Raw genomic sequence first — 25,885 nt, forward strand, 5'->3', positions numbered from 1 at the left:
TACACTGCCTCCTCTTAAATTGAAAATTATGTAATTAATATAGTTATCTAGTGTAAAGTTGATGTAATAATAAACCCTAATTCTCCCACAACACATTCTCACCATGTCTCAGTGGATATATACTCAGCTTTGTTCCATCCAAATCTGCCTTATGCATATCCACTGCAGTAATCTGGTGGTTTTCATATGTATTGTAATAGTAGATTCCCTTATCCAAATTACAGCAAGAGGTGTAGATGGTGATTTCATATGCATCTTCACCTAGATGCACGCATCCCCTCTGCTGGTCCACCGAACCAAGGATGTGGAAGAATTGGCTTACACTTTCCAGCTCTGATTCGCCTGATACAGAATTCATTCGAGTGAATGCCGCTTTCACAAAACGGGATGTAGATGATAAATCTCCTGGCAGGCCGATGGCTCCCATGCCACGGCTATACTGTTGCAAGGATAAGTTTTTAGCAAAAGAATTTTTAGCTGGCTCAGTAGAAAGTGACATGTATTTATTTAATTCAAATAGTTGGATATCAAAAGTTGGATTGTTAGTCATAACGCCAACAGGATTATCGTAAATACGTAGTCCATCTTGGGTCTGTTCGACAACTATAGATTCTGATTTATCAGAAATCATCCAATGAAGAGGCGATAGTGGAAGTTCCTCACTGAAGTTTTCATTTATGAGATTAATTTTAGCCAGCAATAATCTAGCTTCCTGCACAGAAGCACACTGTCCTAAAATCCATGGAATAAACTCAAAAGGTGTGATGTTATCTTTGTCCGGACTCTCTTCCTTGTAGTCTGCATTGCCAGGGAAGTTCAGCCCAGCCATACCAACACCTTTTTCATTGATTGCATCATAGAAGAGAGGATAGTCATCCACCACGAAAGCCATGCCAATTAGAACGTAATGGCTATCCAAATCATTCTGATGCCTGATAGGAAACTTGTAGTTTCTAGGCATGATGGTTACTGTCTCGTGATAAGAAAACTCTAAGTCCAGGTTTCTACCAAAGTAATGATCTTTGCTATAGTATGTTGCAGCAGTACACATTTTCCACTCCTCCTATTTCTCCCCCGGCATCAATCTCTGCTTTGCAGTTAACTCTTTGACATCGATTCTAAAGACTGTAACAATAGATACCATTCTCTCATCAAACTGGAAGTCCTCTTTTCCTGTTTGAGTTTTCATCAAGGCTGTTAACGCTTGCATTTTCTCGACTGGTCCATCCACTATGGTAATCTGTCCAAATCCCATAATTGATTCGTAAACCATACCATATTGACACGCTAATCTACCTTCAAATGGCTTAACATTTCTTTCTAGTGAAAAGCAGCAATTAGAGTTCTTGCGGATGATATCCAACTTCTTTCCTTCATGGGCTCCATGAAGATAAATCACATAATGCCCATCAGCTTCATCTTTAGTTACGCCGTAGTTCATTGGAACAACATAAGGAATACCCTCATCTGCTAAGCCGAGATGAAGGTATTTGCATTCGTTTAATATGGATTCAATATGAGTTACATCTGTGATTTCTCTGTCTCTTCGTCGCATAGGTCCCCCCATAATCTAACTTTACAAAACCGCCCCCACAGTTCTAAACATTGTTTTTATATCGCCCCAGAAGCTGAACTGTTTTAGGCTTCTGAGATTGTATTCCATCTTTGCTGGAAGCACCTGCTCCACGTAGACTGTATCAACATCCTCTGCATTATCAAGCAAGTCTGCTTCGTCTTTATACAAAATACTAGCTTCGCTAGTGATGCCTGCAGGTAATAAAAGAGTGGCCCACATGGCGCCTGTGTATTTTTCTACATATCGGACTGCTTCCGGCCTGGTGCCTACGAATGTCATGTCCCCAGTTAAAACATTCAAAAGCTGTGGTATCTCGTCCAATCTTGCTCCACGGAGCTTTGCTCCGATTTTAGTAACTCTGGAATCGTTGCTTGTAGTAACATGCGCTCCCACTTTATCAGCATTTGAAACCATAGTTCTGAATTTGAATATCCTGAAATGTTTGCCGTATGTGGTGACTCTCTCCTGGCGATAGAACACGCCGCCTGGTGAATCTATGGCAATCATGATTGCGATTACAAGCATTGGAATAGCCAACAAAATCAGCAAAATTAGTGCCACCACTATGTCAAATAATCTTTTAAAGAACAAGGATAAGCCTTTTTTCTTAAGCAAATCGTAATAAGGCCTGACCTCTTCAATTTGCATATATTCAGGCAAATCTTCCCACTTTTTCATATATCTTTTTCCTATATCTGATTCTCGTATCTTATTTTTTTCAAAACGCCATAAAACATGTTCCAGCATGCAAACCAGAAAGCGATAAGTGCAGGCTTTTCATCACACATGTGGAATAAGTCATAATGACTACGGAGCTTTTTGCTAAGCTTATCATGCGATATGGATACAGTACGAATTCTGTACTGCGCCAAGTTCTCAGGCAAGCGATAGCAGCTAGCCTTTTTGCAGAGTTGCAAAAGGATAGCGTAGTCGTTGTTCTTTTTAATGTCTTTTATCTGTATTACACCAAAAGCAGATGCTTTATACATGAAAGTCAGGCAGCCTGGATAACCATAGTTGTACATTTTGTGCTTTGTCACAACATCTGGGCCAGACACTCTGATACCAATAGGCTTACTTGCTTCATCTATCTTTTCGAAATCATGATAAGAAAAAACATAGTCATGCTCTACCATGAATTCAAGCTGCTTTTCAAGCTTTGTTGGAGACCAAAGATCATCGGAATCTAGAAAGGCAACCCAATCTCCCTTTGCCTCGCGCATGGCTCGATTTCTGGTGACCGCCGCTCCTGAGTTTTGCTCGTTAACAAATACTTTAACACGAGGGTCGTTGACCTGCTTTAAAAGATCAACTGTTCCATCAGTAGATGCATCATCCACAATGATGAGCTCCCAGTTTTGATATGTCTGATTCAAAACAGACTCAACAGATTCCATGATGTAACCTGCTGTATTCCATGAAGGCATAATTACTGAAACAAGCCCTCTATCCATATATTAGTCCTCCAAATTACTTTGCAAATACTGCCTTCAAGCTGGCAATGATGTAATCAACATCCTCGTCGGAAAGGTTAGTATGAAGAGGAAGTGTAATTTCATTTCTGTAGTAATCATATGCATTTGGGAAATCCTTAATTTCGTATCCCATTTTTTTGTATGCAGTCATCATTGGTAGTGGCTTGTAGTGTACGTTTGTTGCAACTCCTCGCTCTGCAAGCTTGATGATGAACTCGTTGCGCTGCTGCTCAGTGGCATTTGGCACACGCATGAGATATAAATGATTGCTGCTGTCCATTCCATCCATGTGATGATCCAAATGAAGAAGCCCAAGCTCATCACAGGCATTATCGTATTTACGAATGATATCAAGACGTCTATCAAGCAAGCCAAGATATCTATCAAGCTGACGTAGGCCAATAGCTGCCATGATGTCTGTCATATTACATTTGTACCATGGACCAACGATATCATACTCCCACGCACCAATCTGAGTTTTTGCAAGAGCATCCTTGCTCTGACCGTGAAGTGACAACAACTGATACATATGATAGATTTCTGCATCAGTAACTCCTGTATCATAAACTGATTTTGGAAGCTTCCAGCTAGATGCGCCACCCTCTGCAGTAGTAAAGTTTTTAACTGCATGGAAGCTGAAGCTAGAGAAATCAGCTAAATTTCCAGCGTATGTCTTCTGTCCCTTAAAAGTTGCACTTGCACCAAGGCTGTGTGCACAATCAGCAACAATAGCAACGCGGCCAAGGCCTTGCTGAATTTTTGAAGAAAGCTCATCCAATGAATCCTCCGCTGTGCTCTTTGGCACAAACTTTGATTTCTGACGCTCTGCGATTTCAAATACTCGCTCATAATCGCCAACTAATCCACCAAGGTCAACTACAACAATTGCCTTTGTCTTCTCTGTAATAGCTGCTTCAAGGGCTTCATAGTCATATTCTGGCATATGTGATGTGCTATTACCATTTGGCTGAATATCTACAAAAACAGGTGTAGCTCCACAATGGCAAACTGCACTAGCTGAAGCAGTGTATGTGTAGGCTGGAACGATTACCTCATCCCCTGGGCCAACACCCCAAATTCGAAGATTGAGCTCCTCAGCTGCGGTAGCAGAATTAAGACAAACCACTCTGTTGCTATATTTCGCAACGCCAGCTTCGCTCTCGCAATCTACATCATTTTTTCCTGTATCAATATATGCTGCAAGGCGTCTCTCTAAAAGCTTTGTACGTGGACCAGTTGTAATCCAGCCACTCTTAAGAGCCTTAGCAACTTCTTCAACTTCAGCATCAGATATATCTGGTGGGCTGAAAGGTATATTTCTTAATAAAATTTCATTTTCTGACATGGTAATCTCCTTAAATAAAAAAGGCTACGACTTCACCGTAGCCTTAAACAATATTATGTAATTCTAAAAAAGTTTAACATCTCCTGTACTCATGCTTTAACCTCCTACAAAAACTATTTTGTTCTTGTTTCTATATATTATTCTTTCATTAGGATAAAGTCAAGACTATTAACAATTTTATACGATTTTCGACACTTTATTACCATGATTTTCTATCTTTACAACAGACGTTTGCCTTGCCAGCTCCTGTTCTTGTGCACGCGTTTTCCATACACCATATAGCCAAATAACATTTGTATAATAACGCTTTGCAGCATCACTATTCTGTCGCGCTATAACATAATAAAAGCACTCTACTATCTGAATATATGAACTGTGCAGAGATTGATATACTACAGACTCATCAGCAGTATTATGATTAAAATGCATGGCAAAAAATTCCATTGCATTCAACGTTTCAGTTATGTAATTCACCATAAATCTAGATACGATTCCTGACAAATCATAGGCTAGCTTTTTCCCATTTTTATCTCCCTTTTCAATTGTTTCACCATTTTTTATCTTCTCTAAGACATTATTAAGCTCATCCTCAAAAGACTCTGTTTTTAAATCTAAATTATATATAGTATCAGCTTCAATTATAGCTAATATAAATTCAGCTGAATTCCATTTTTCTTCTATTTTATTTCTGTCACTTTCAGATATAAACTTACTTAATTCAGCATTATCAAAGCTTTTAAATTCATGACCACCTAGACATCTATCAAATATATCCTGTATTCCGGCGGTACTAAATATATCCCTTATCGGTGGATATTTGTACAAAATATTATCCTTATAATATTCAGACATATCTATAGCTCTTTGAATCTGAGTAATCTCCATATTTGCCATGTTGGTCCTTGTGGTATTATAGTACTGCCATACAGCAATTATTACACCAGCTATAATATAAATTGATGCCAATATTTGTGTCGAATAATACAGACTTTCTAATAGACTTTCGCCTTTTGTTTTAAAAACAATAGATAAAATTATCGAAAATATAATATATACAATTATTAATACTAGAGTTATAATTTTTCTTTTTGTTAATTTTTTCATTCTAGATTTCCCTACTTTTAATATATTGCGAAACTATGTCACCATCTAAGTACAGAGACAATATAGATTTGCAATTGCAAATACAATATATATAATCCCAAACAAGCATGGGATTATTTTTTCCAACTTCGATACCTTACAGTATTTTGTTTTATCTTTTCCCCTACCTAATATTTCCCATTCATATGAAAAAACATTCGCAGATAGTTTGCCTTCAAGTTCCTCAATTACTTTATATTTGCCTGAATTTAGCTGTTTATAGCTATTAATAGAAGCGAACCACAATACAGATATTGAAATACCCGCAAATGAGATTGCCCACCAATAATTGGAACAATCAAATCCATTTATATTAATCACTGTAACCACAGCCATATTTATCGCCAGGAAAAAGTTATTTGTGTTTCCTCTTTTTTCACTTACTCTTTCAGCAGTTTCTACATACATCTTATATATTTCAAATAATTCCGTATTCGTGTTATCGATATCATTAAATAACGTCATGACTCAATATCCTCACTCTTTAACATTTCCTAATTGCATTAACAATAGAATCTGTATTCCAGCCTACTATATAATCAGCATTTGTTTTTACAAATTGAGATGTTCTTTCAGCAGCCCATGGTTCAACAGCAATAATTGTTTTGTGCATCTCTTTTGCCAACTCAACTTCAATATTTATCCATTTACTATATGTTGAATAAACTCCTGCCAATACAAGCACGCAACTAGCATGTTGCATCTGTGCTCTAATAGCCTGTTTTAGCTGATAATCATTATTAGCATGGTGAATGGGGTCATTTTTAGGAACAGAATAATCCCTATAATCGAATCCTGACTTTGCTTTTAGTAACCTCACTAATTTATCATACGCATCTGAATATGCCCACGAATGGCTAACAAATAGATTATACATTGTAGTACCTCCTCATAATTTGTGATGAGGATTAATTTACATGTTTTTTTCATTCATAGCAACTTTAATTTATGCATATATGCGCAAATTAATTATAGTTTTTTCTATATGATTCAAGCCTCTCAACAAGCATTTTTCTTACATATAACGGATATACAATTTCTGTATCTCCAAGTCCCATCAGCCAGCCAAATAGCAAATCTGTCACCGCAACAACAAATTCGATTTCAACATAATTGGTACTTATTTTCTGGATTTGAATATCTTCTCCGAACCTATCAATAAAAGCCCCCACCAAGTTATTTGATGTTTTTACCCTAATTGTAGTCTCTTCACCAGAAAACATGTCCATTCTTCGTGAAACATATTTACCTACATCAAATTTTTTGAATCTATCTTCGCCTTGTCTCTTAATATGATTAATCCTAATATTATTGATTTTATCGATTCTATAAGTACGCTCACAAATGTTTGCAATATTATCATCAACACTATATCCGTATAAGTAATACCGATTATTTGCCCATATTAACCCCCAAGGATTTAAGTAATGTTTATTGCCGCGTATTCGCATTTGTTTATTAATATCCCATTCCATATAATCAAATTCTATCTGACTATCGCTAGCCAAAGCTTCCTGAATATAATTAATGTTATACAATATTTTTTTATTTGATTTTGTGGAATTCTTCGCACTCAAAATTGTTCTATTGGTTTCATCTTGCTCATATATACTTAGCATCGAAGTAAGTTTGTAAATAATGTTTTTCGAAACGCTTTTACCTATTACACTGGAAGAATTAATTGCATCAATTAGCAACTGTATCTCCTCTTTTTCCAACAATCTACTCCCCATGTAATAACTAGCATTTCGTCCTTGCGTAGTAATAATATCAACATCTAATTCTGTTTGTAGTTGCTTTATATATCGACGAATAGTATCTACGCTACACTGATACCCTATGGCCTCCATTTCTTCTAGCAATTTCCTCATTGTCATTGGATGGTTCTGATCAGTTTTATCCCTTAGAATTCTATAAAGAACCATAGCTCGATTTTTAGCATACTTTTCCATTGGCACTACATCCTCACTATTAATCAGCTTAATCAAATATCAACAATATCTTCCAAATTTCCCTTGATAGCCACAACTATTTATAATTTTCTCAAAACCTTCGTTTACTGTAAGCGGAGAATCCTTTTCATCCCAGCTATCATCAAACCTATTTAAATACCAGGTAACATCCCTGCCACCTTTAAGCGCCAATACAATCCGTTTAATATATGGAATATCCACATTGCTATAACTAAATCCAAAACTATAAATCTCTTTAACTCTACCATTTTGAATCAAGCTCCAAAAATTCGAATGTTCTTCAATGATGCTATCTATGGGTTTTCTAAGCCCACTAATTGTCTCTTCAAGAATATTCTCTGTTTCTATGTATGTTTTATCAAATTCCCTTGCTATATCAACACCATGTCCAACAATGATTTGCCCAAGGGTATTAGGCAAATTGTATTTATTGCTAAAAAATTTTTTGGCTCTATTTCTTAACCCATGAATATGATCAACAAGGTATCCTGGCACACCATAAACCTTCTCAAGCGTCTCAGTATAATTAAATGTTAAATACAGACTTTCTGCATCCATTATTTTTCCAATTGGAAGTAAATAGTCAGCATCTTTAATCAAATTCTTTGGCGGTTTAATTATCTCTATATCTTCAATCCATTTTTCGAACAATTTAGGCAGTAGTTGCACTGCACTTTCTATATTAGATGCTAACTCCGATAAGTCTGCATCCACATGGAATGGATTGATTACACCGTCCTTATCCTTTGCAGCATCCTCTATCCCCCAATCGTTAGCATACAATACCGTCTCCAAATCGAGATGATAAAGTTCTTCCTCGAATCTATTCAAATCATCATCTGTTTTCATGTTTGTCAAAAGCAGCCACATAAGAAGATATAACAATTGCCTCTCATCCATAATTTCATCACCATGCTTACCAGTAATAGCAATTGGAATTTGAGGATATTCATCTGCATAGATACCTCCATCATGATCACACTCAATATCCGGATATATCTCCCTTAGTTTAGCTTCCATCCAATCTCTAAAATGATAATATCTGGTCGGATAATTGTGTGCTAAGTCAAATCCATTCCCTATTATAAAAAGACGATTGAAAACTTGGTTATCCATTATTTTCCTTCTACAATCTCTGCAAGCCCAAATGCCGCTGCATTATTTGAATTATGTTCTTACAGCTCAAGTTCTGAGTGCACAATTCTCTGCCTTATAAATATTTATTAAAGTGCCGTGGCGTCAGCCACGGCACAACACATATCTCTATTCACTTAGCTTTGGAGCCTTGCAGACGCTACATGGCTCATAGCCATCATCAACTGCATCCTCGAGGCTTTTTTCAATCTTACTCTTTTTCAGGTAACGGCATCCGTCCACATGATACTTTTCACCTGTTTTAGTAACGTATACCACAGTATCGCCACTAGCAGCATATACCGGTATCGGTGGTTGAAAAGCCACTAAAAATACCAACGAAAAGACAATTGCTCCAAACATTTTTACTTTCTTCATACCTACCACCTCCATGTAGCTAGTATGAGACATTATAAATGCTAGTTGTTATATATCTGTGAAAACTCATGTAAGAATACTTCTTTATAACTCAGCCCTACTACCCAAACAAGAACTCATCTAGATCTTCTAAAGCTTCCCTCAATTCCTCATCCTTTTCTTGATTGATGTAGGCTTCAAGCTGAAGAGCTGCCTTTTCTTCCGGTTCACACTCTACGTCATATGAGAGTTCCACTAATTCCTGCAAGAACTTGCTCTTCTTTGTGCTTGTATGTGTCATACAGTATTGTTCTATAAGAATTCTTGAATATTCCTCCATTTGTTATAATTCCTCTTTTCTATCCCTTTACAAAGTACAATTCCTACGATATTCAAATACTGCTACACATATCGCTATTAACTATAATACTTCTCCACCACATACCCATTACTCTTAACCTCCTCGTCGTACATGCTTCCATCGAGGAAACGCGTACTACCATCTTCTTTATGATGAATAACGATTCAATCTGTGTATGTCGCAGTTATGCCTTTTAAGCGCATCTCCTCTGCCAAGGCCATTTCTTCACAGAAAAGAAACATGTTTTCATCGAAGACTCGACCAAGCTTTTCCAATGCATCACGATGGAAAATAATAAAGCTTCCGTGTACCGCATATACCTGAGACTCATGTGGCCTAAGGACAGCTCGCTTAGCAAAGAATAGCCACTTCACAAACTTGTTAATTGCAATGATGGAATAATATCCAAGCTTGTTTTTATTTTTCATAAACTTGTATTCTGCTCTAAGAAAACGCTTCTTAATCAACATAAAAGTGATTCTGATTCTTGCCCGTGGAGGTAATAATCTTAGGACCGATAACTCCATTCCCAATGGTTTCAGATAATTGTAGTCGAACTCAGCGACCTACACATCGCCCCTTTACTCCACATAAGCCTTTGCAAAATGCCCTTTAGCCCATTTTAGCACATACTCTATGGCCAGTGGTCCTGCAATCATGATTCCATACAGCCAGACACATCTGAAAACGATATTCTCGTACAATTTTGTGTATAGTTGACTCCTCAATAAGAACCAGTGTAAATAGTACAAAAATAGCTGATGGTACATAAAGAAGTAGATGGTATGTCGGCCAAGATATGCAAAAAACTCAGCAATTTTCTCCACCCATACAGGCAATGTCATTGTCTTAAATAAAACATCTATAAACAGTATTATTGTAAAAAGAAGAATTGCGTACAAGCCTGTACTTATTCCTGCTGGGTTCAAGTCTGTATGGTATATTGATTTTGTTTCGATTTGTAGTTGATCCTGTGTAATGAACATCACCCATCTAACCATGCAAACAGCCAGTATCGGAATCAAAACTAGTGTCTTTTTGCCAATTTTATCTATAAAATCTCTATGCTTAGCAACATACATACCGAGTGTGTAAAAGATAATAAGCGTACCGCCAAACAATTTGCCGCCCGCGCCGTAGATAGATAGAATATTGGTACAATTAGTTGCCGGAATCGCAATTATAGATACTGCTAGTAGTACCAAAATCGTTCTAACAAATCCACTGTTTTCCCTAACAACATAACAAAGAATTGGTCCTATGATTATCAACTGAATAAATAGGAATACATAATAAAGTGGCATGTTGGCATTAAAGTGTATCCATTTAAATAGGAATTCTTCAAAAGAGAAAGTATAATCATCTACCCAATCGTATATGAAAGTAGCCGCTGTATAAGGCACCAGCATTGCCATACATTTCTTCCAAACCTTTTTTAATCCATAAGGTTTGTGAGACCATGATTGATATGCATTATATCCGCTCAGTAATATGTATAATCCCAAAGCATAATATGAGACACAAGCCATACCATAGCTTTGATAAGTGATTGTGTACGTATGATCCAGCATCATTCCAATAATACCGATAAAGCGAGCTATATCAACCCATATTTCTCTTTTTCTCATTTTCAAACTCCTGTTTAGAACTTATTTATCATTTCAATGACATAATCCTGTTCCTCTTTTGTCATTCCGTTATAAAGAGGAATTGAAAGGACAGTCTGTGCATAGTTTTCTGTGATAGGAAGCGAACCTTCTTTTACTCCAAGGTACTGGTAGGCCTCTGACATATGTGGTGGAATTGGATAATGAATTATCGTTCCAATTCCATTTTCATCCAAGTATTTAATGAGCTCATCCCTATAATCTGATTTAATTACAAACTGATGCCAAATATGAGTTGCACCTTCACGAATCATAGGCAATTTAATCTTATCATTGTGAAGTTCATTCAAATATCTTTCGCAAATAACACGCTTCTCCTCAGCAAGCTCTTCAAGATGAGATAAGCGAACGCGTAATAATCCAGCCTGCATTTCGTCAAGGCGCGAATTAGCTCCTACAACTTTATTGTAATAGCGTTTTTCAGAACCATAGTTTCTAAATACTCTAGTGTCCTCTGCTATTTTATCATCATTTGTAACAATAGCACCTGCATCGCCAAATGCTCCAAGATTCTTTGAAGGATAGAATGAAAAACATCCTATATCACCAAATGTTCCGGTAGTCTGACCATCGAACTTAGCTCCATGTGACTGAGCGCAATCTTCTACCAAACGAAGATTGTATTTCTTACATAGTTCAACTACTGGCGCCATGTTAGATGCTTGACCGTATAAATGAACGACAAGTACCGCTTTTGTATTATCCGTAATCTTTTCTTCGATTTTTGAAGCATCTATATTGTAGAACTCGTCAGGTTCAACAAAAACTGGCGTTGCTCCATTCATTGTTATACCCATAACGCTAGCTATATATGTATTTCCCTGAACAATAACCTCATCACCAGCTCCAATGCCTAAAATACGAAAAGCGATCCATAAAGCATCTAGTCCACTAGCCAAGCCAACGCAATGTTTGGCCCCAACGTATTTTGCAAACTCTTCTTCAAATTGTTTTACCTCATTTCCTAACACATACCAACCAGATCTAAGCACTTCTATAGCTTTCGCTTCAAACTCATCCTGGTATTTATAAAATCCTCTATCAAGCCTATTAGGCATTATTTTTTCCATATGTACTACCTTTCTATCGAACGATATTCATCATCCAAAATACCATATAAACACCAATCAACATATTCCCCATCTTTATGTATATGCTTTCTTAGTTGCCCCTCTTTTTTGAAACCACATTTTTCGTATAGATGGATGGCTCTTTCATTATCTGCAAATACTGTCAAAAACACTCTATGCAATCCATAATAACAAAATGCTTTTTCCAACAGGATCATTGACGCTTCAAAAGCATATCCATGTCCCCATGCGGCGCGGCGCATGCTAATAGCATACTCAGCCGTCTTATTTACAATACTAATATCCTTCAGACTGATAGTCCCTAAATACTCATCTTCCTCACTTACAAAAGCAAAGTTCAGGCTTTGACCTTCTGAAATCGTATCAGTAATTTTAGAATTTGCACAAAATTTCTTTGCATCTTCTATTGTCATTGAAGACATATCTTTCTGAAACCCTTTTTGAACCTGACTGTCATGCATCCATTCTAACATCAGCGGTGCATCTTCTGGTCTTAATTCTCTTAAATGAATCACTATCTTTCTTCCTCATCATTGTCTTTTTCAACTATATAAGGTGGACGATTTCTTGAAGCATCAAATGTTCTCCAAACGTACTCCCCAAGAATTCCCAATGATATCATTACTATACCAAATGAGAGCAAATTAAAAATAAACAAGGTGGTCCAACCTTCCACTTCAATCAATCCTGCAAGTTTAGCTATTATTTCAAAAATAGCCCATATCAAACCTATGACAAAGGACGCAAAACCTACTACTTCAACAAATCTTACCGGCATTGTTGAAAAACTAAAAAGGGTATCCGATACAAGCTTAATTTTCTTTTTCAGCGTCCATCTGCTAGTCCCTATTTCTCTTGCTTTACGTGTGTAATAGACTATCCCGGTTTTAAATCCACTCCAAAGAATTTGCCCTGTGATAGCACTGTTTTTTTCGTCAAGTGAATCCAATACATTAATTACTTTTCTGTCTAATAGATATATATCAAATCCATTCTTTGGCATATTTGGGAGAGATGTTTTACGAACAAGCCAATAATACAGGTTTGCGAATCCGGTCTGCGCTTTGCTTTCTTCGCGAGCCTCACGGCATGCAAGCACCACATTATTTCCTTGCTTCCAGCTTTCTACCATATCTAGAATTAATTCAGTTGGCTCCTGAAGATCTGCCGCCTTGATAATAGCACAATCCCCTGTAGACCTCGAAAGGCCACACAGACATGCTGCGTGGCTTCCAAAATTCCGAGATAAACTATAAATTTTTACGTGATTATCCTGTGTGGCGATTTCTTGCATTACCTGCCAACTATTATCACCTGACCCGTCATTGACCATAACTATTTCATAATCATAATCAATCTTGTCAATAAACTTTTCTTTTAAATCCGCATATAATGGACGAAGATTGTCCTCATTATAATATACTGGAATAACTAACGATACTTTCATGGAATATTCCTACTTTCCTTCTTCACTTATGATTCTAACAAATTCATCATAATCTCTAATGTATTCGTTAGCATCATAATGAGTACTTGCCAAACACAACAATACAGAATCCTCACTAAAATCGTACATATCTTTCCATACCATCTTTGGCAAATAGATTCCTGTATGTGGACGATTCAAGGCATAAACCGTTTCATTCCCCTTACCGTCTTTTACACTGACTTTACTCGTGCCTGCTACATTTATTAAGACAAACTCGCTATTACGATTTGCATGCTGCCCACGAACGACTTCTGAGTCAGATCCATATATGTAAAATATTCTTTTAATATCAAATGGAATATCTATTCCACCTTCACAGATAACCAGGTGGCCTCTTTCGTCGCCTCTTTCTGTAAATTCTAGCATTTCTGCTTTATTTATTACGTTCATTACAACTCCTTTGAAAAACCATATAAGCCTATGTATTATACACCACTTTCACTGTACAAAACATCAAAATTATTTATATAATACATCATTGTATCGTAATCGTCATTCCATTGACTAAATTCTGAGTTATTTCTCTTGTCCTCGAATTCATAATTACCACTTATTATATCGCCAATGTAGTTAGATAACTTCTGCTGTCCTATCCAATTCATATGCATTTCGTCTACGAAATCTGTCGCATAATCAATACCTATCGCATCTGCATAGTTATTCATATCGATAAACTGTATATTGTTTTCCTGGCAGTATTCTCCAAAAGCTGCAAAGTAAGGAAAGTAATCTTCCTTGTACTGCGAAAAAGGTGTTTTTATAAATACGCACTGACAATTATTCTTTTCACATAACGCTTGAATCGATTGAACCCATTTGATAGTTTTATTTGAAAGATTTTCTACTGGCATGTCTTCAGGTAATTGTACCCCTGGTTGTTCGTTTTGAACCATATAGATAAATGCGCCATTCAAGCTGTTGTGGAAATCTTTTGAATATGTATAATCTCTTTGGGTAAGTTCTTTCCACCTATCATGATATGTGATAATTGGAAAATACATTTCCAACCTGGAGCCTTTGGTTCTGTTCCATATCCCCAGCACTTTAGACATATCATTTTTCATATAGTCGTAGGAAAAGTGAGCCTGGTCATTTGCCAATGATTCTTGTGCTCCTCCATTCAAAATGTCTATCATTACCAACTTAGGACTTTGAGTTTTAAAGACTTGCTGTAAATAATAGTATGTAGTGCCCAAATCCTGCTGGTCGCCCGTAAAATCATATGAAGTTATTCCGTATTGATTCCAGATAATATTAGGATTAATGTTGCAATGTACGTTGCTCGATCCTAAGAATACAACATCTAATGTATCATCCTCTAAGCTATAAAAACCAGTCGGCTTTTCCCCCAATATATACGGATTCAACAAAATATTGACATTCGCTCCAACTGGATACTCTTTTAACATCAGCAAAGTTGTCAGCCTATTCATCATAAGGCAAAGACCTATTACGAAGGCTAAAATCTTTAATAATATGATTTTTGTTGATTGTCTTTTTTCCATAACCAGCCCCTCTAATACTTAAAGTAAATAAAATTATTAGCATCAAAAGTAACGCCATACTTTCCATATACGACTATAGAAGCAATAATGGCATAATAGACAAACCATCTAATTACTATGCTATGTTTTTGCAACTGGTTGTAAATACTGATATTTTTATATTGGGCAAATTCAATGGCAAAAGCAATTATCAAAGCAATAATAAGTACTCTTTGATCATAAATATCTAGTCCAAGGTTAAAAAGTGTGCCATCTGTAATGACCCATGGATTCCAACAAAACATACGCTTTACAAAAACAAGCGCCGTTTTAATAGAATCTGCCCTAAAAAATATCCAAGCAAAGCTTACCAGCAAAAAGGTAATAACTACATTTACTGTTTTAGATACTTTATTTCTAAACCCTAAACCTCTTTCAATAATTTGGAAAAGACCATGCAGACCGCCCCATACTAAATAATTTAAGCCAGCTCCATGCCATATTCCGCTTATCAAAAATGTAATCATTATATTTATTTTCTGTCTGAGTTTGCCCTTCCGATTGCCACCAAGAGGGATATATAAATAATCCTTTAACCAAGATGATAATGAAATATGCCAACGTCTCCAAAAATCAGATATGGAATCAGCAAAATATGGATGATTAAAATTAGATGTAATTCGAATATTCATGGTTAATGCAACGCCATATGCTATAAGCGAATATCCGCAAAAATCAAAGTATATTTGTAATGAATATAATACCATTACAACAAAAAGTGTTATTCCTGCATAATCATACAAATTCGCATATACGAAATCAACAATGATAGATAATCTATCAGCAATGACGATTTTATAAAAATATCCTAATGAACAAATTAATAAGCCTCTCTTAATAGGTTCAAAATCAAATCTGCTATCTCTGATATGAACAAGCTGTTGTTTAAAATCCCTATGTCGTTCTATTGGTCCTGCTATTATTTTTGCAAAGAAGGAAATCCACACTGCAACATCAATAAAGTTTCTATCAGCTTCTTCTCCCTTGTAAACATCAACCATATAAGAAATAGCTGAAAAAACGTAGTAAGATACGCCAACCATGGATACTACTGAAATTGATATTGATGTATTGAAACTACTGTTGAAAACATTAAGCATGTATGTAAGGTATTTACCATATACTAACACCGCTATTGTTGCCGCTATAAAGCCAAATAATATTCCCTTTTTGTTATTGCACTTACTCATAGATAAGCCAGCAAAATACGTAAGTACAGTAATAAAGAATATCACAACAATTGTAGATATTCCTCCTAATAAATATGCAAATATGTAACTTGTGATAAGCAATAGTATTTTTCTTAAATTAGTCGGTAAAATATACCATAGGCAGATAACTGCTATAAAGAAAAATACAAACTGCGGTGTGTTAAAAAGCATTTTTTCTTCCTTCAACTCTATATGGTTTCGAATTCAACTATAGAATTCCGCCATACTATAAACCTTTCTGTCAACGATTTTTTACTTTAATTCTCCATATATGTATTCATTAATCTGCCTATCAATGACCTCAGCCACATCTTCCCCATTCAGATATGCCATGGACCACTCTACAATCTTTTCCATAGCAGTCTCTACATTCCAAACAGGTTTCCAACCAAATGTGTTTTTCAACTTACTACAATCTAACTTAAGGAAGTTTGCCTCGTGTGGACCACCGTCATGTTTATTAACCCAAGCTGCATTATTAAATGAAGTTCCCTCATTAGCCACATTCCACTTATCGCAGAACAACTGTACTAATTCACCTGTAGTCCAGCAGTCAACATCATCAGGGCCAACGTTATAGCTTCCGGCCAAAGATTTGTCTTTGTACTGGGCCTCTGCAATCATTAGATATGCCATAACAGGTTCTAATACATGCTGATATGGTCGTGTAGAATATGGATTACGTACTACAATCTCCTGTCCAGTAGAAACCGCTCTAATACAATCTGGAATGATTCTATCATTAGCGAAATCACCACCACCGATTACATTACCAGCACGGCAGGTAGATACAGCGGGAGCATCACAACCATAAGCTCTCTGATATTCCAAATCTGTAAAGAAAGAGTTCTTATAAGAGGATGTTACTAACTCTGAACAAGACTTTGAATTTGAATATGGATCAAATCCATTTAGCTCCTCGTTCTCACGATATCCCCACTGCCATTCTTTGTTTAGATAAACTTTATCTGTAGTCACATTAACAAATGAACGAACGCTTGGTGTCTGACGAACAGCTTCACATATATTAACCGTTCCCATAACATTGGTCTCATATGTGTACACTGGATCTTTGTATGAATCACGAACTATTGGCTGTGCAGCCATATGGATTACTATTTCTGGCTGTACTTCCTTGAACACTGACAGTAAATGCTCTAAATCGCGAATATCTCCTTCAATAGAGTTCATCTGCGATGCCATATTACATAATTCAAATAGTGATGGATTTGTAGGTGCTGAAAGTGCATAACCTGTAACCTCAGCTCCTGCATTTATAAGCGCTTTACACATCCATGAGCCCTTAAATCCTGTATGTCCTGTTATTAATACTTTTTTATTCTTATAAAAATCTAAATTCATTTGCAAACCTCAACCTTAAAAATAGGCAGCCCCTAAGGACTGCCTAAATTATAACATAAGTGATTTATTAAAGATATTTCTATTCTATCTCCAAATTTCAATATCACAATTGAAATAGTGCGAAGGCTTTCTTATCGAATAAGGTGGATAATTCATAATAGATGCAAGTCCACCATAGTGCATCGCTGTAAATAATCCATCTGGATCTTTTGGTATCTTAACATCTATTCCGTGAAGCATACCATGTCCACCTTCTTCAAAGAACTCCTTTTTAAAAGTTCTTTCGATGCAAACAATCGCACATGCATTCATAAAGTACGAATCACACTTCTTATTCCAATTTGCACTTTGACTGAAGCATTCGTACATCCATATCAAAAATGGTAGTGGTAAAATACTTCCTATAGCATGTAATGTCTTCATAAGCATCAGTACGTCTTTAGAGACATATCCTTCGTATTCACTATAATCCTTAACACCTCTGTGTCCCATACAAAGATTATAGATTCCCTTCATACATCCCATACAGAATGCATGAACCTTTGGATTTGGATGAGCATTGTCCATTACATATATATCTAAGAACATTCTATCCGCAACGTCTGCAGTCGCTTTTCCTTGTACCTTTTTGAAGACCTTTGTTGGTAACTTGGATTTAAGATAGAATAGTCTAGGCATACAATCTAAGAACGCACCTCCGCCATAATCTTTATAATCTAAAAATTTGAATGTATCATTATCCCAGCGTTCTTTGGCTATTTTTTTCAACTTATTATAGTCTTCGCGAGGCATAGCAATATCGATATCATCATCCCATGGAACCATATCCTGGTGGCGTAACACACCTATCAATGACCCACAAATAATGTAGTAGTGAAGCCCATATTCATCACAAACAGACTTAAACTCCTCGACTAACTTATAAAGAATATTGTGAGCCTTTACGATATAATCTTGCTCATCCTGCTCAACAACTCCAAAGTTTTCTAGAAGCGCTATTTCCTGACGATATACCATAGTTAAATAATGGAAATCACCATATTCATGTATAGTAGAAATAATGCTATCGTAATCTTTTGCACATATGATAACAACCGTGTTATCTACAACTTCCTCCCTTAGTTTTACAGGAGAATGTACTATTAAATCACCAAATGTATTTCCCCACAAATCTGGATTACTATCGATAGCATATGCTACAGGACAATCCGGATACTCTTGCATAAACTTTTGTGCATACAAACCTGTTCCAAATATAACTATTTTCTTTGTTGTAGTATGAATATTATCTATTCCAAGCTCTAATGGGTCGCCTGGCATTTTGCCTAATCGTCCCTCAGGAACAGCACTTATAAACTCAACACCTTGCTCCATAAAGTATTTCTTATCAGATTCAAATTCTTTTCCATAAGCTGAGCCATATAGACAAGCATCAAATTGCAACTCTTTATGCATCTCTGGATATCGTAAATGTGAATAGTCCAAAGTAACTACATCATCTATCCAATCTCTAGATAATAAAGAATCTGTTAATATATTCGAATTATATCCTCTAGCCTCTGTATATAAGCGCCCCATAATCAAATCATCTGGAATTCCTAAAACAAATCGCTTACAAACTCTTGCAAAGTTCCTTATATATTCGAGCTGCTCATCTCCTTTATCATCCACTATTGCCATGGCATATCCCATCTCGTATAGTTTCTGAACTGGTTGATCAACTCTTAATACTCTAATGAATTCCTCAGCTATACCGATTTCTTTCAGTTGTTGTAGTATAACTTCATAGTCCTTGACAGCGATAATAATTCTGACCCTATCTACATTTATTTTTGATAATACATTTGGGTTCTTAATCTCGCATCCAAAATAACTATTGCCCCACTTACCGGAATTATTATCAACCATAAAAATTGGTTTACGATACTTTCCGTATACTTCCATATAATACGAAGCATACCTCCCCGTTCCAAATAATACTATGTTTCTATTATCACTGTCTTCAAATATATTAAATAATTGCGACATTATAATTATTTACTCCTTTCAATCTCAGCCCAAATAGCAGACTGGTTCGCATGCAACATCCATTGTCTGTTGTACCAAAAAATGTAATAATCTTCAAAACCATTATCTTTAAGAATGGATTCAGCTCGTCTAGAATCCCCCGAACAAATAACAGCTCTATATGATTCTCTAGGTACTTTTAATTTTTCAAATTCATCCCAAGAAAGCACCTGCATCCCCATTACAGATTCCATTTTTGATTCACCTGGCAATTGCACAAGGTATATAATATTTACTCGCGACTGATAATACTCTAGACAACCTTTAAACACACTACCATCTCCGAATAGAATAATTGGTTCTGAAATAGTAGATGGATATTTTAGCCCTCCAAATCGCTTTTTATATACTTGGTATGGAACATTAACATCATAGAATCCATGCCGTTGCTTCCATTCATTGAAGCCAGGTTTCTCAAGGTAGCCTTCGCCATAAGTACTTATCAAAACATTGTTCCAACCTGCAGGAACATCTAATAATTGCCCCTCATAATTAAGACTGAATGTCTTTTTGAAATCCTTTTTATTGAAATACTTAGCTATATCTAACCTACCATTGTAGTGGCAATATATAGCATACTTGCCAGATTCATGCTGCCCTTCCTCCATTTTTTCGTAAAGCCTGTCCACAAGCTTTTTCTTATCGAACAGCTTTCCAACATATTTATAGGCTTTCCATTTCAACATTGGCATATCTCGAAACTGCCTAAAATAACCATATGATTTAGCAAACAAAAGCCTTTGTAAAAATCTAATGCTTCTTTTCTTTCTTTTTTCCTTAAAGCTATTAGAATAAACAGTGTCCAACGGGAAAATATCTATTCCAATGCCTTCACATATATCTACAAACTCATTTTGAGGATTGATTGCGGTGGTTGATTTATTACGTAGTTTTAGATAACCGCCATAAAAACAGTTTTCATTATAAGGAGTCTGTAAGAAATAGTCTCCAGTAAACTCCTCCTGAAGCTCAATAAGCTTGTTATAATCTGCTCTTGGCATCGCAACATCCACATCATCATCTCCCGGAATAAAGCCGCCGTCTCTCATAGCGCCTAACAAAGTTCCATATATAGGATACAGTTGTAGTGAATTTGCTTCGCAAACACGCTTCAGCTCCGCCAATAAATCAATTTCTACTTTCTTTACATCTTCTATTAAGTTTGTATCTTGGTCTATAACTTCTGGCCCACCAATAGGAAGATAATTCTTTCTAACCCAAGAACAGTCCACAAGTTCATTTCGATTACTTTCAACAATAGTAGCAGGAATCTCAAACTTTTCAAATGGTTGATAACATACTTCAATAAAGATAAATCCTAAGCTAGCATAATCAATTTCGTTTTGATATTTAAAACCGTGATTATACAAAATCCGCTCTAAGTCATATTCTTTCTCTCCCCTGGCAAGAACCAATATCATACAATCATCAGTAATTCTATCAGAAATCCCATCTATGTATGTGTCTACCACAAAGGAGTTTTGCCAATCATAATCGACAACATTGTCTAGACTAATAATAACAAAATCAAATTGTCTTTCAGGCAAGTCATTTGATGATGTGTAGACTGCAATATTATTCCTTGATTTATATCTTACTCTAATCGCATCCAAACAATCTTCAGTCTGAACTATAACATCTACATTTCCCGCCATTTCACTAGCTATGCCTGTTATAGCTCCATAGTTGTCACCTATTATTAATACATTATGATTTTTTGCAATTCTATACCATTCCAATGATTTTCTACGTATCGCAGATAGATTCCAAAATACATTTTCTCTAGATTCATATTCTAGATATTTATCATAATACTCTGTTTGATATGTTTTTATTATATTAAGTATATTTTTATCGACTTGTACTAAATTCACTTTCATTCTCCCAATTAATATAATCAGCCCCAAAAGTAACTAAGGCAGCCTATACAGGCTGCCCATATTATAGCATAATCATTTTACTATTGATATTTATATTCCACTCCTATAGTTGCTGACTAGCGTTATACTCTGCCAACACATCAGATGTTGGGCCAATTTTCATAAACTGCCCATCATTTATCCATAACACTCTATCACAGAATTTTTCAAGAGTATTGGTTGCGTGTGAAACTATCAATACAGTTCTGTCAGATTTTATTAATTCTTCCATTTTAGCAAATGACTTTTGTCTGAAATGTTCATCACCCACCGATAGTACTTCATCAACCAGCATAATATCTGTATCCAATACAGCTGTCACTGAAAAAGATAACTTCGAATACATACCAGAAGAATATGTTCTAACCGGCCTATCAATAAACTCACCAAGCTCCGAAAATTCTATTATTTCATCCATATGATCATTAATGTAATCTAAGGAACAACCAAGTAACATTCCAGATTTTAATATATTTTCACGTCCTGTGTTGTTAGGATTAAATCCTATACCAATTGCCATAAGAGATACTCGATTCCCATGAGTATCTATAGTTCCTTCATCAGGTTGAAATATACCAGCAATCGAACGAAGCATAGTAGTCTTTCCTGACCCATTTCTACCGACAATCCCAATTACTTCACCTTTTTTTACTTCAAATGACACATCGTTTACAGCTCTAAAAATATTCGCCTTTTTTACTCCGTCTTTACGAAGGCTTTTCGCTAATGACATATGTGAAATATCTCTATAATCAATACTCACATGATCTACTGTTAGTGCTATATTATCTTTCATCTTATATTACCTTTACATAACCATTTTCATTTTTAAATACTATGTGAATACCTATATATGAAATCAGCATGCTTAATATAATCCATATAATTATTAGCGGAACATTTGCTATAACTCCATACAATAGTGCATTTCGCATGCTATCAATAAATACTGTGCACGGATTTATGCAAAGCATGACTCCATTTAAAGGAGTTGGCAACGCTGTGACTACATCAAAGAAAATACCCGTTAAAAACATAGCCATCTGTAAGAGTATTCCAACCGCATAACTTAAATCATCAATAAATACACCATAATGAAGCAGAATCATTCCTGCACCAAATGCAAACAATATCATCAAAGTATATGCCGGAATCACATATATAATACTAATTCTAATATGTACTTTAAAAATTCCCAGCATTATAACTAAAACTGCTACAGAAAATAACAACTTTATAAAATTAAGTACCATATTAGTAAGCAACAAAACATATTTAGGAACATATATTTTTGTTACAATATCTCGATTTGCTCTTACACATTTAACACTATAATTAATTATATGATCAAAATACTTCCACATGAGAAGCGCTGAAAAAGTAAATGTTGCATAGTTCTGAATAGAATTTCCCATTACCTTTCCAAACACAATCACGTACACAAGCATATTAAAGAATGGTTCCAAAATCCACCATAATCTATTCAAATAAGAGTTTGCCACTTCCGCATTTAGGTCTGCTTTCGCAGCAAATATCATATATTGTTTGTATTTTTTCAAATCTGAAAAAAATCTACCTACCTCATTGATGGGTCCATGATTATCATTATTTGAAGGGTCCAGCTTTTCGTCCGCCGCATTAATAATAATCCATAATAAAAGAGTGACACATAATGCAACGAGTGTAAATACTAATCTTTCCAATAGTGCTGACTTTGACAAAGAAAGCATTTTTTCTACTGTAGCACTATTAAATAATATATGATCTTCTCGTATTTCTGCATATTGAGGAATATTAGCTGCCACTATTTTATCTACCGCAATAGATCTAAAATATCTATGAAACCTTATCTCACGAATATTCTTATCTTGTATATTATTGATTTCAAAAATCAATTCCGAATTCGATAATAATTCGTCATAACTATATGTTTTTTCATAAAAATAATCATTTGTATCGACGACAATAGTTACATCTTGATTTCTAATCGGATAAATAGCAAATACCACAACGGAAGCAAGAAATACTATTATCAATACTCTCTTCAATATTCGAAAAATGCCTATATTTTTACCCATCTTTTACAATAATCCTTTTTGAATTAATTCTTTTATTTTCGTTGAACTTGTTTGTTCAGTATATGACAGAAATTCTAGATGCGAGCCATGCTCTTCTAACCATCGCTTTTGGTCGAGCCACCACGAATTATTTGCATAATCGCTTCCGCAAAACTGGACATCATAATGGAATTTTCTATATGCATCGTCTATCCCACAATACTTATATGGTGTAATAAAAACTTCATCTACATATCTACATGATTTAACACATTCTACTCTTTCATCTACTGGAATAAAAGGTTCTCTTTTTTTATGTTCTCTAACATATTCATCAGAAGTCACAGCTACAATTAAGTACTCGCATTGTTCCTTTGCGCGTCTAAACATATTTATGTGTCCAATATGATATAAATCAAACACGCCTGACACATAACCAACTTTATATTTCTTCTTTACATTTTCTTGGCTAAATCTCATCGGAATAGTACGCTCATATAAGTAATTTGCATCATACACTCCAATATTGCTTACCCCCATATCATAAAGCTGTTTTATTATTGATAAGCAATTTTTAACACAAACAATAACCTTAAAATTATATGTTGGAGATTTTAAACTTTCTGGGGAATCAACTTTTACCCCATAAAAACTATGTCCATTTTTTTCCCCATTATTATCTATTACAGAAATAATCTTATAATCATTTCTATAAAAGTTCATAAACTTATCAGCCCAAGCGCCAGTTCCCCAAACAACTATTTCTTTGTTTTCAATCCCATCAAAACAGTGTTTTTTATATTCATCTATAATCTTCTCTTCTATACCATCTATATGTGAATCTTCGTTCATTTTGCTAAACATCCTTTGGTAATTTTCATTTATTTGCTGCGGAAATATTTGATGTTTTTTATTATACTCATATATTTCTTTTTCACGTAGTTGGTTAATAAATGAACTTGATATCGCAGATAACTCGTTAAGACAATTTGACATATTATATTTCTCATATAGATATTCTCTACTTACCAAAGCCTCATTCTCATTTATGCCATCATAAATAATTACAATCGCTCTAAATACCATAACATTCGCAGGCAAACACGGAATACAGTACTCCTGATCAAATATAATATACTTTTCACCGTCCCAAAAAGAATTAATTGGGACAAGATCTATAAATCCTTTTTTTAAAATTGGTCCCAGACTATTATTATCTACAACTTCAGATGATTCAATTATTACATTATAAAACTCATCAAAACGCTTTTTAAATAGCTCAGCATCTGTCACTAACAAATTCATTAAATAATTATTTGCAAGTGAGTAATCTATATAGGGCATAGTCAGCATATCACCAATCAACTCCGTTGGTATAACAGAGATATTTCGCTTCTGCAAATAACTATGATTATCATATGTTTGTTTTAACGCTACTATACCCTCTATATTTGCAGCTTTCTTAATAACTCTATCTTTTGAAAGTATAGTTATCATCGCTTTTTCACAGCTTCTATCTAATGATAATGTCACTGATTCAACATCTGCTATATTTTCACCATTTGTGCTTTCTATAAAATAAGAATTTGCAAATACATCCAAAACGCCTTCTTGAGCAAACCCATCGCACAATTTTCCCTCTGATATATATATTTTTTTATTATCTTCGTATTTTGGTATATATCTACATTCGAGTGATTCCTTTATATCTGTTCCAGCCGCAAAAATCAATTGTGGTTCTTTATAATTTGGAAATACCGAATAAAACTTATTATTATTAAATCCATTTTGTTCTAGAATGTTTTCGATTTGAGATTTTTGAAATAATCCTTCTCTTCGAGATTCTCCGCAAAAAAATCTTGCACCGAGCAAATTATCTATTATTGTGATTAGGACGCCATCCTCAGTTAAATAATCTTTTGCTATCTCAATCTTATCAAGCGCATCATAAAGAACTACATAATCGTACTTTCCTATAGGCTTACCAGTATATACGATATCATTTAATGAATCAGGTGTATTTATTCCTAATATCCTTGAATTTTCTTTGAACGGATACCATAACAATATTCCTTTTTCCAACTGTTTCATATAATTCATTAATTTCTCAGTCC

The 25,885-nt window shown here is 35.2% G+C and carries 26 protein-coding genes; all 26 read right to left on the reverse strand.

Going from position 1 to position 25,885, the window contains the following annotated elements; genetic code table 11:
* Window positions 1-76: 76 nt before the first annotated feature.
* The 26 genes from bsh to BO15_RS13460 all read right to left on the reverse strand — a co-directional run bounded on the left by bsh (window position 77) and on the right by BO15_RS13460 (window position 25,862).
* Complete coding sequence (gene bsh / locus BO15_RS0102215) at window positions 77-1,051, reverse strand: choloylglycine hydrolase (protein ID WP_033151954.1); 975 nt, start codon at window positions 1,049-1,051, stop codon at window positions 77-79.
* Between the two features lie 12 nt (window positions 1,052-1,063).
* A complete protein-coding gene (locus BO15_RS0102220; RefSeq protein ID WP_033151955.1) occupies window positions 1,064-1,555 on the reverse strand; it encodes a pyridoxamine 5'-phosphate oxidase family protein in 492 nt (163 codons plus the stop codon).
* Between the two features lie 21 nt (window positions 1,556-1,576).
* Window positions 1,577-2,254 carry a sugar transferase gene (locus tag BO15_RS0102225; protein ID WP_033151956.1) on the reverse strand — a complete coding sequence of 226 codons (678 nt, stop codon included), beginning with the start codon at window positions 2,252-2,254 and terminating at the stop codon, window positions 1,577-1,579.
* Window positions 2,255-2,265: 11 nt separating this feature from the next.
* On the reverse strand, window positions 2,266-3,030 hold the full coding sequence (locus tag BO15_RS0102230; protein ID WP_033151957.1) for a glycosyltransferase family 2 protein: 765 nt from the start codon (window positions 3,028-3,030) through the stop codon (window positions 2,266-2,268).
* A gap of 16 nt (window positions 3,031-3,046) precedes the next feature.
* The gene (locus BO15_RS0102235; protein WP_033151958.1) at window positions 3,047-4,396 is read right to left on the reverse strand and encodes a DegT/DnrJ/EryC1/StrS family aminotransferase; all 1,350 of its coding nucleotides are present in this window, start codon (window positions 4,394-4,396) and stop codon (window positions 3,047-3,049) included.
* Between the two features lie 177 nt (window positions 4,397-4,573).
* Window positions 4,574-5,500 carry a DUF4760 domain-containing protein gene (locus BO15_RS0102240; protein WP_033151959.1) on the reverse strand — a complete coding sequence of 309 codons (927 nt, stop codon included), beginning with the start codon at window positions 5,498-5,500 and terminating at the stop codon, window positions 4,574-4,576.
* Between the two features lie 45 nt (window positions 5,501-5,545).
* Window positions 5,546-6,004, reverse strand: a complete 459-nt coding sequence (locus BO15_RS0102245) for a RipA family octameric membrane protein (RefSeq protein WP_052169720.1) — start codon at window positions 6,002-6,004, stop codon at window positions 5,546-5,548.
* Window positions 6,005-6,023: 19 nt separating this feature from the next.
* The gene (locus BO15_RS0102250; protein ID WP_033151960.1) at window positions 6,024-6,416 is read right to left on the reverse strand and encodes a TIR domain-containing protein; all 393 of its coding nucleotides are present in this window, start codon (window positions 6,414-6,416) and stop codon (window positions 6,024-6,026) included.
* 88 nt (window positions 6,417-6,504) lie between these two features.
* Window positions 6,505-7,491 (reverse strand): helix-turn-helix transcriptional regulator, encoded by a 987-nt coding sequence (locus BO15_RS0102255; protein ID WP_033151964.1) that lies wholly within the window; start codon window positions 7,489-7,491, stop codon window positions 6,505-6,507.
* 39 nt (window positions 7,492-7,530) lie between these two features.
* Window positions 7,531-8,628 (reverse strand): AbiH family protein, encoded by a 1,098-nt coding sequence (locus tag BO15_RS0102260; protein WP_033151965.1) that lies wholly within the window; start codon window positions 8,626-8,628, stop codon window positions 7,531-7,533.
* Between the two features lie 147 nt (window positions 8,629-8,775).
* Window positions 8,776-9,024, reverse strand: a complete 249-nt coding sequence (locus tag BO15_RS0102265; protein WP_207641073.1) for a hypothetical protein — start codon at window positions 9,022-9,024, stop codon at window positions 8,776-8,778.
* A 100-nt stretch (window positions 9,025-9,124) separates the two neighbouring features.
* Complete coding sequence (locus BO15_RS0102270) at window positions 9,125-9,343, reverse strand: hypothetical protein (RefSeq protein WP_033151969.1); 219 nt, start codon at window positions 9,341-9,343, stop codon at window positions 9,125-9,127.
* Between the two features lie 185 nt (window positions 9,344-9,528).
* Entirely contained in the window at window positions 9,529-9,834 is a 306-nt protein-coding gene (locus tag BO15_RS0102275; RefSeq protein WP_033151971.1) for a hypothetical protein, read from the reverse strand.
* A 111-nt stretch (window positions 9,835-9,945) separates the two neighbouring features.
* Window positions 9,946-10,992, reverse strand: coding sequence for an acyltransferase family protein (locus tag BO15_RS0102280; protein WP_033151973.1), 1,047 nt, complete (start codon window positions 10,990-10,992; stop codon window positions 9,946-9,948).
* Between the two features lie 14 nt (window positions 10,993-11,006).
* Window positions 11,007-12,101, reverse strand: a complete 1,095-nt coding sequence (locus tag BO15_RS0102285; RefSeq protein ID WP_033151975.1) for a DegT/DnrJ/EryC1/StrS family aminotransferase — start codon at window positions 12,099-12,101, stop codon at window positions 11,007-11,009.
* Between the two features lie 5 nt (window positions 12,102-12,106).
* Entirely contained in the window at window positions 12,107-12,637 is a 531-nt protein-coding gene (locus BO15_RS13740; protein WP_052169721.1) for a GNAT family N-acetyltransferase, read from the reverse strand.
* Window positions 12,637-13,569, reverse strand: a complete 933-nt coding sequence (locus BO15_RS13745; RefSeq protein WP_033151977.1) for a glycosyltransferase family 2 protein — start codon at window positions 13,567-13,569, stop codon at window positions 12,637-12,639. Before BO15_RS13745 ends, BO15_RS13740 begins: the two co-directional genes overlap by 1 nt.
* 9 nt (window positions 13,570-13,578) lie before the next feature.
* Window positions 13,579-14,001 (reverse strand): sugar 3,4-ketoisomerase, encoded by a 423-nt coding sequence (locus BO15_RS0102300; RefSeq protein WP_033151979.1) that lies wholly within the window; start codon window positions 13,999-14,001, stop codon window positions 13,579-13,581.
* Window positions 14,002-14,036: 35 nt separating this feature from the next.
* Complete coding sequence (locus BO15_RS0102305) at window positions 14,037-15,116, reverse strand: hypothetical protein (RefSeq protein ID WP_033151980.1); 1,080 nt, start codon at window positions 15,114-15,116, stop codon at window positions 14,037-14,039.
* Between the two features lie 11 nt (window positions 15,117-15,127).
* The gene (locus BO15_RS0102310; protein WP_167541198.1) at window positions 15,128-16,552 is read right to left on the reverse strand and encodes an MBOAT family O-acyltransferase; all 1,425 of its coding nucleotides are present in this window, start codon (window positions 16,550-16,552) and stop codon (window positions 15,128-15,130) included.
* A 66-nt stretch (window positions 16,553-16,618) separates the two neighbouring features.
* Entirely contained in the window at window positions 16,619-17,728 is a 1,110-nt protein-coding gene (gene rfbG / locus BO15_RS0102315; protein WP_033151984.1) for a CDP-glucose 4,6-dehydratase, read from the reverse strand.
* An 84-nt stretch (window positions 17,729-17,812) separates the two neighbouring features.
* Window positions 17,813-19,756 carry a LicD family protein gene (locus BO15_RS0102320; protein WP_081828525.1) on the reverse strand — a complete coding sequence of 648 codons (1,944 nt, stop codon included), beginning with the start codon at window positions 19,754-19,756 and terminating at the stop codon, window positions 17,813-17,815.
* A gap of 5 nt (window positions 19,757-19,761) precedes the next feature.
* Entirely contained in the window at window positions 19,762-21,669 is a 1,908-nt protein-coding gene (locus BO15_RS12970; protein WP_157752301.1) for a LicD family protein, read from the reverse strand.
* Between the two features lie 109 nt (window positions 21,670-21,778).
* A complete protein-coding gene (locus tag BO15_RS0102330) occupies window positions 21,779-22,510 on the reverse strand; it encodes an ABC transporter ATP-binding protein (protein WP_033151989.1) in 732 nt (243 codons plus the stop codon).
* A 1-nt stretch (window position 22,511) separates the two neighbouring features.
* The gene (locus BO15_RS12975; protein WP_052169723.1) at window positions 22,512-23,792 is read right to left on the reverse strand and encodes an ABC transporter permease; all 1,281 of its coding nucleotides are present in this window, start codon (window positions 23,790-23,792) and stop codon (window positions 22,512-22,514) included.
* Between the two features lie 3 nt (window positions 23,793-23,795).
* Window positions 23,796-25,862, reverse strand: coding sequence for an adenylyltransferase/cytidyltransferase family protein (locus BO15_RS13460; protein WP_167541199.1), 2,067 nt, complete (start codon window positions 25,860-25,862; stop codon window positions 23,796-23,798).
* Between the last annotated feature and the right edge of the window lie 23 nt (window positions 25,863-25,885).

It is taken from the genome of Pseudobutyrivibrio ruminis HUN009, assembly GCF_000703005.1.
GTDB lineage: Bacteria > Bacillota > Clostridia > Lachnospirales > Lachnospiraceae > Pseudobutyrivibrio > Pseudobutyrivibrio ruminis_A.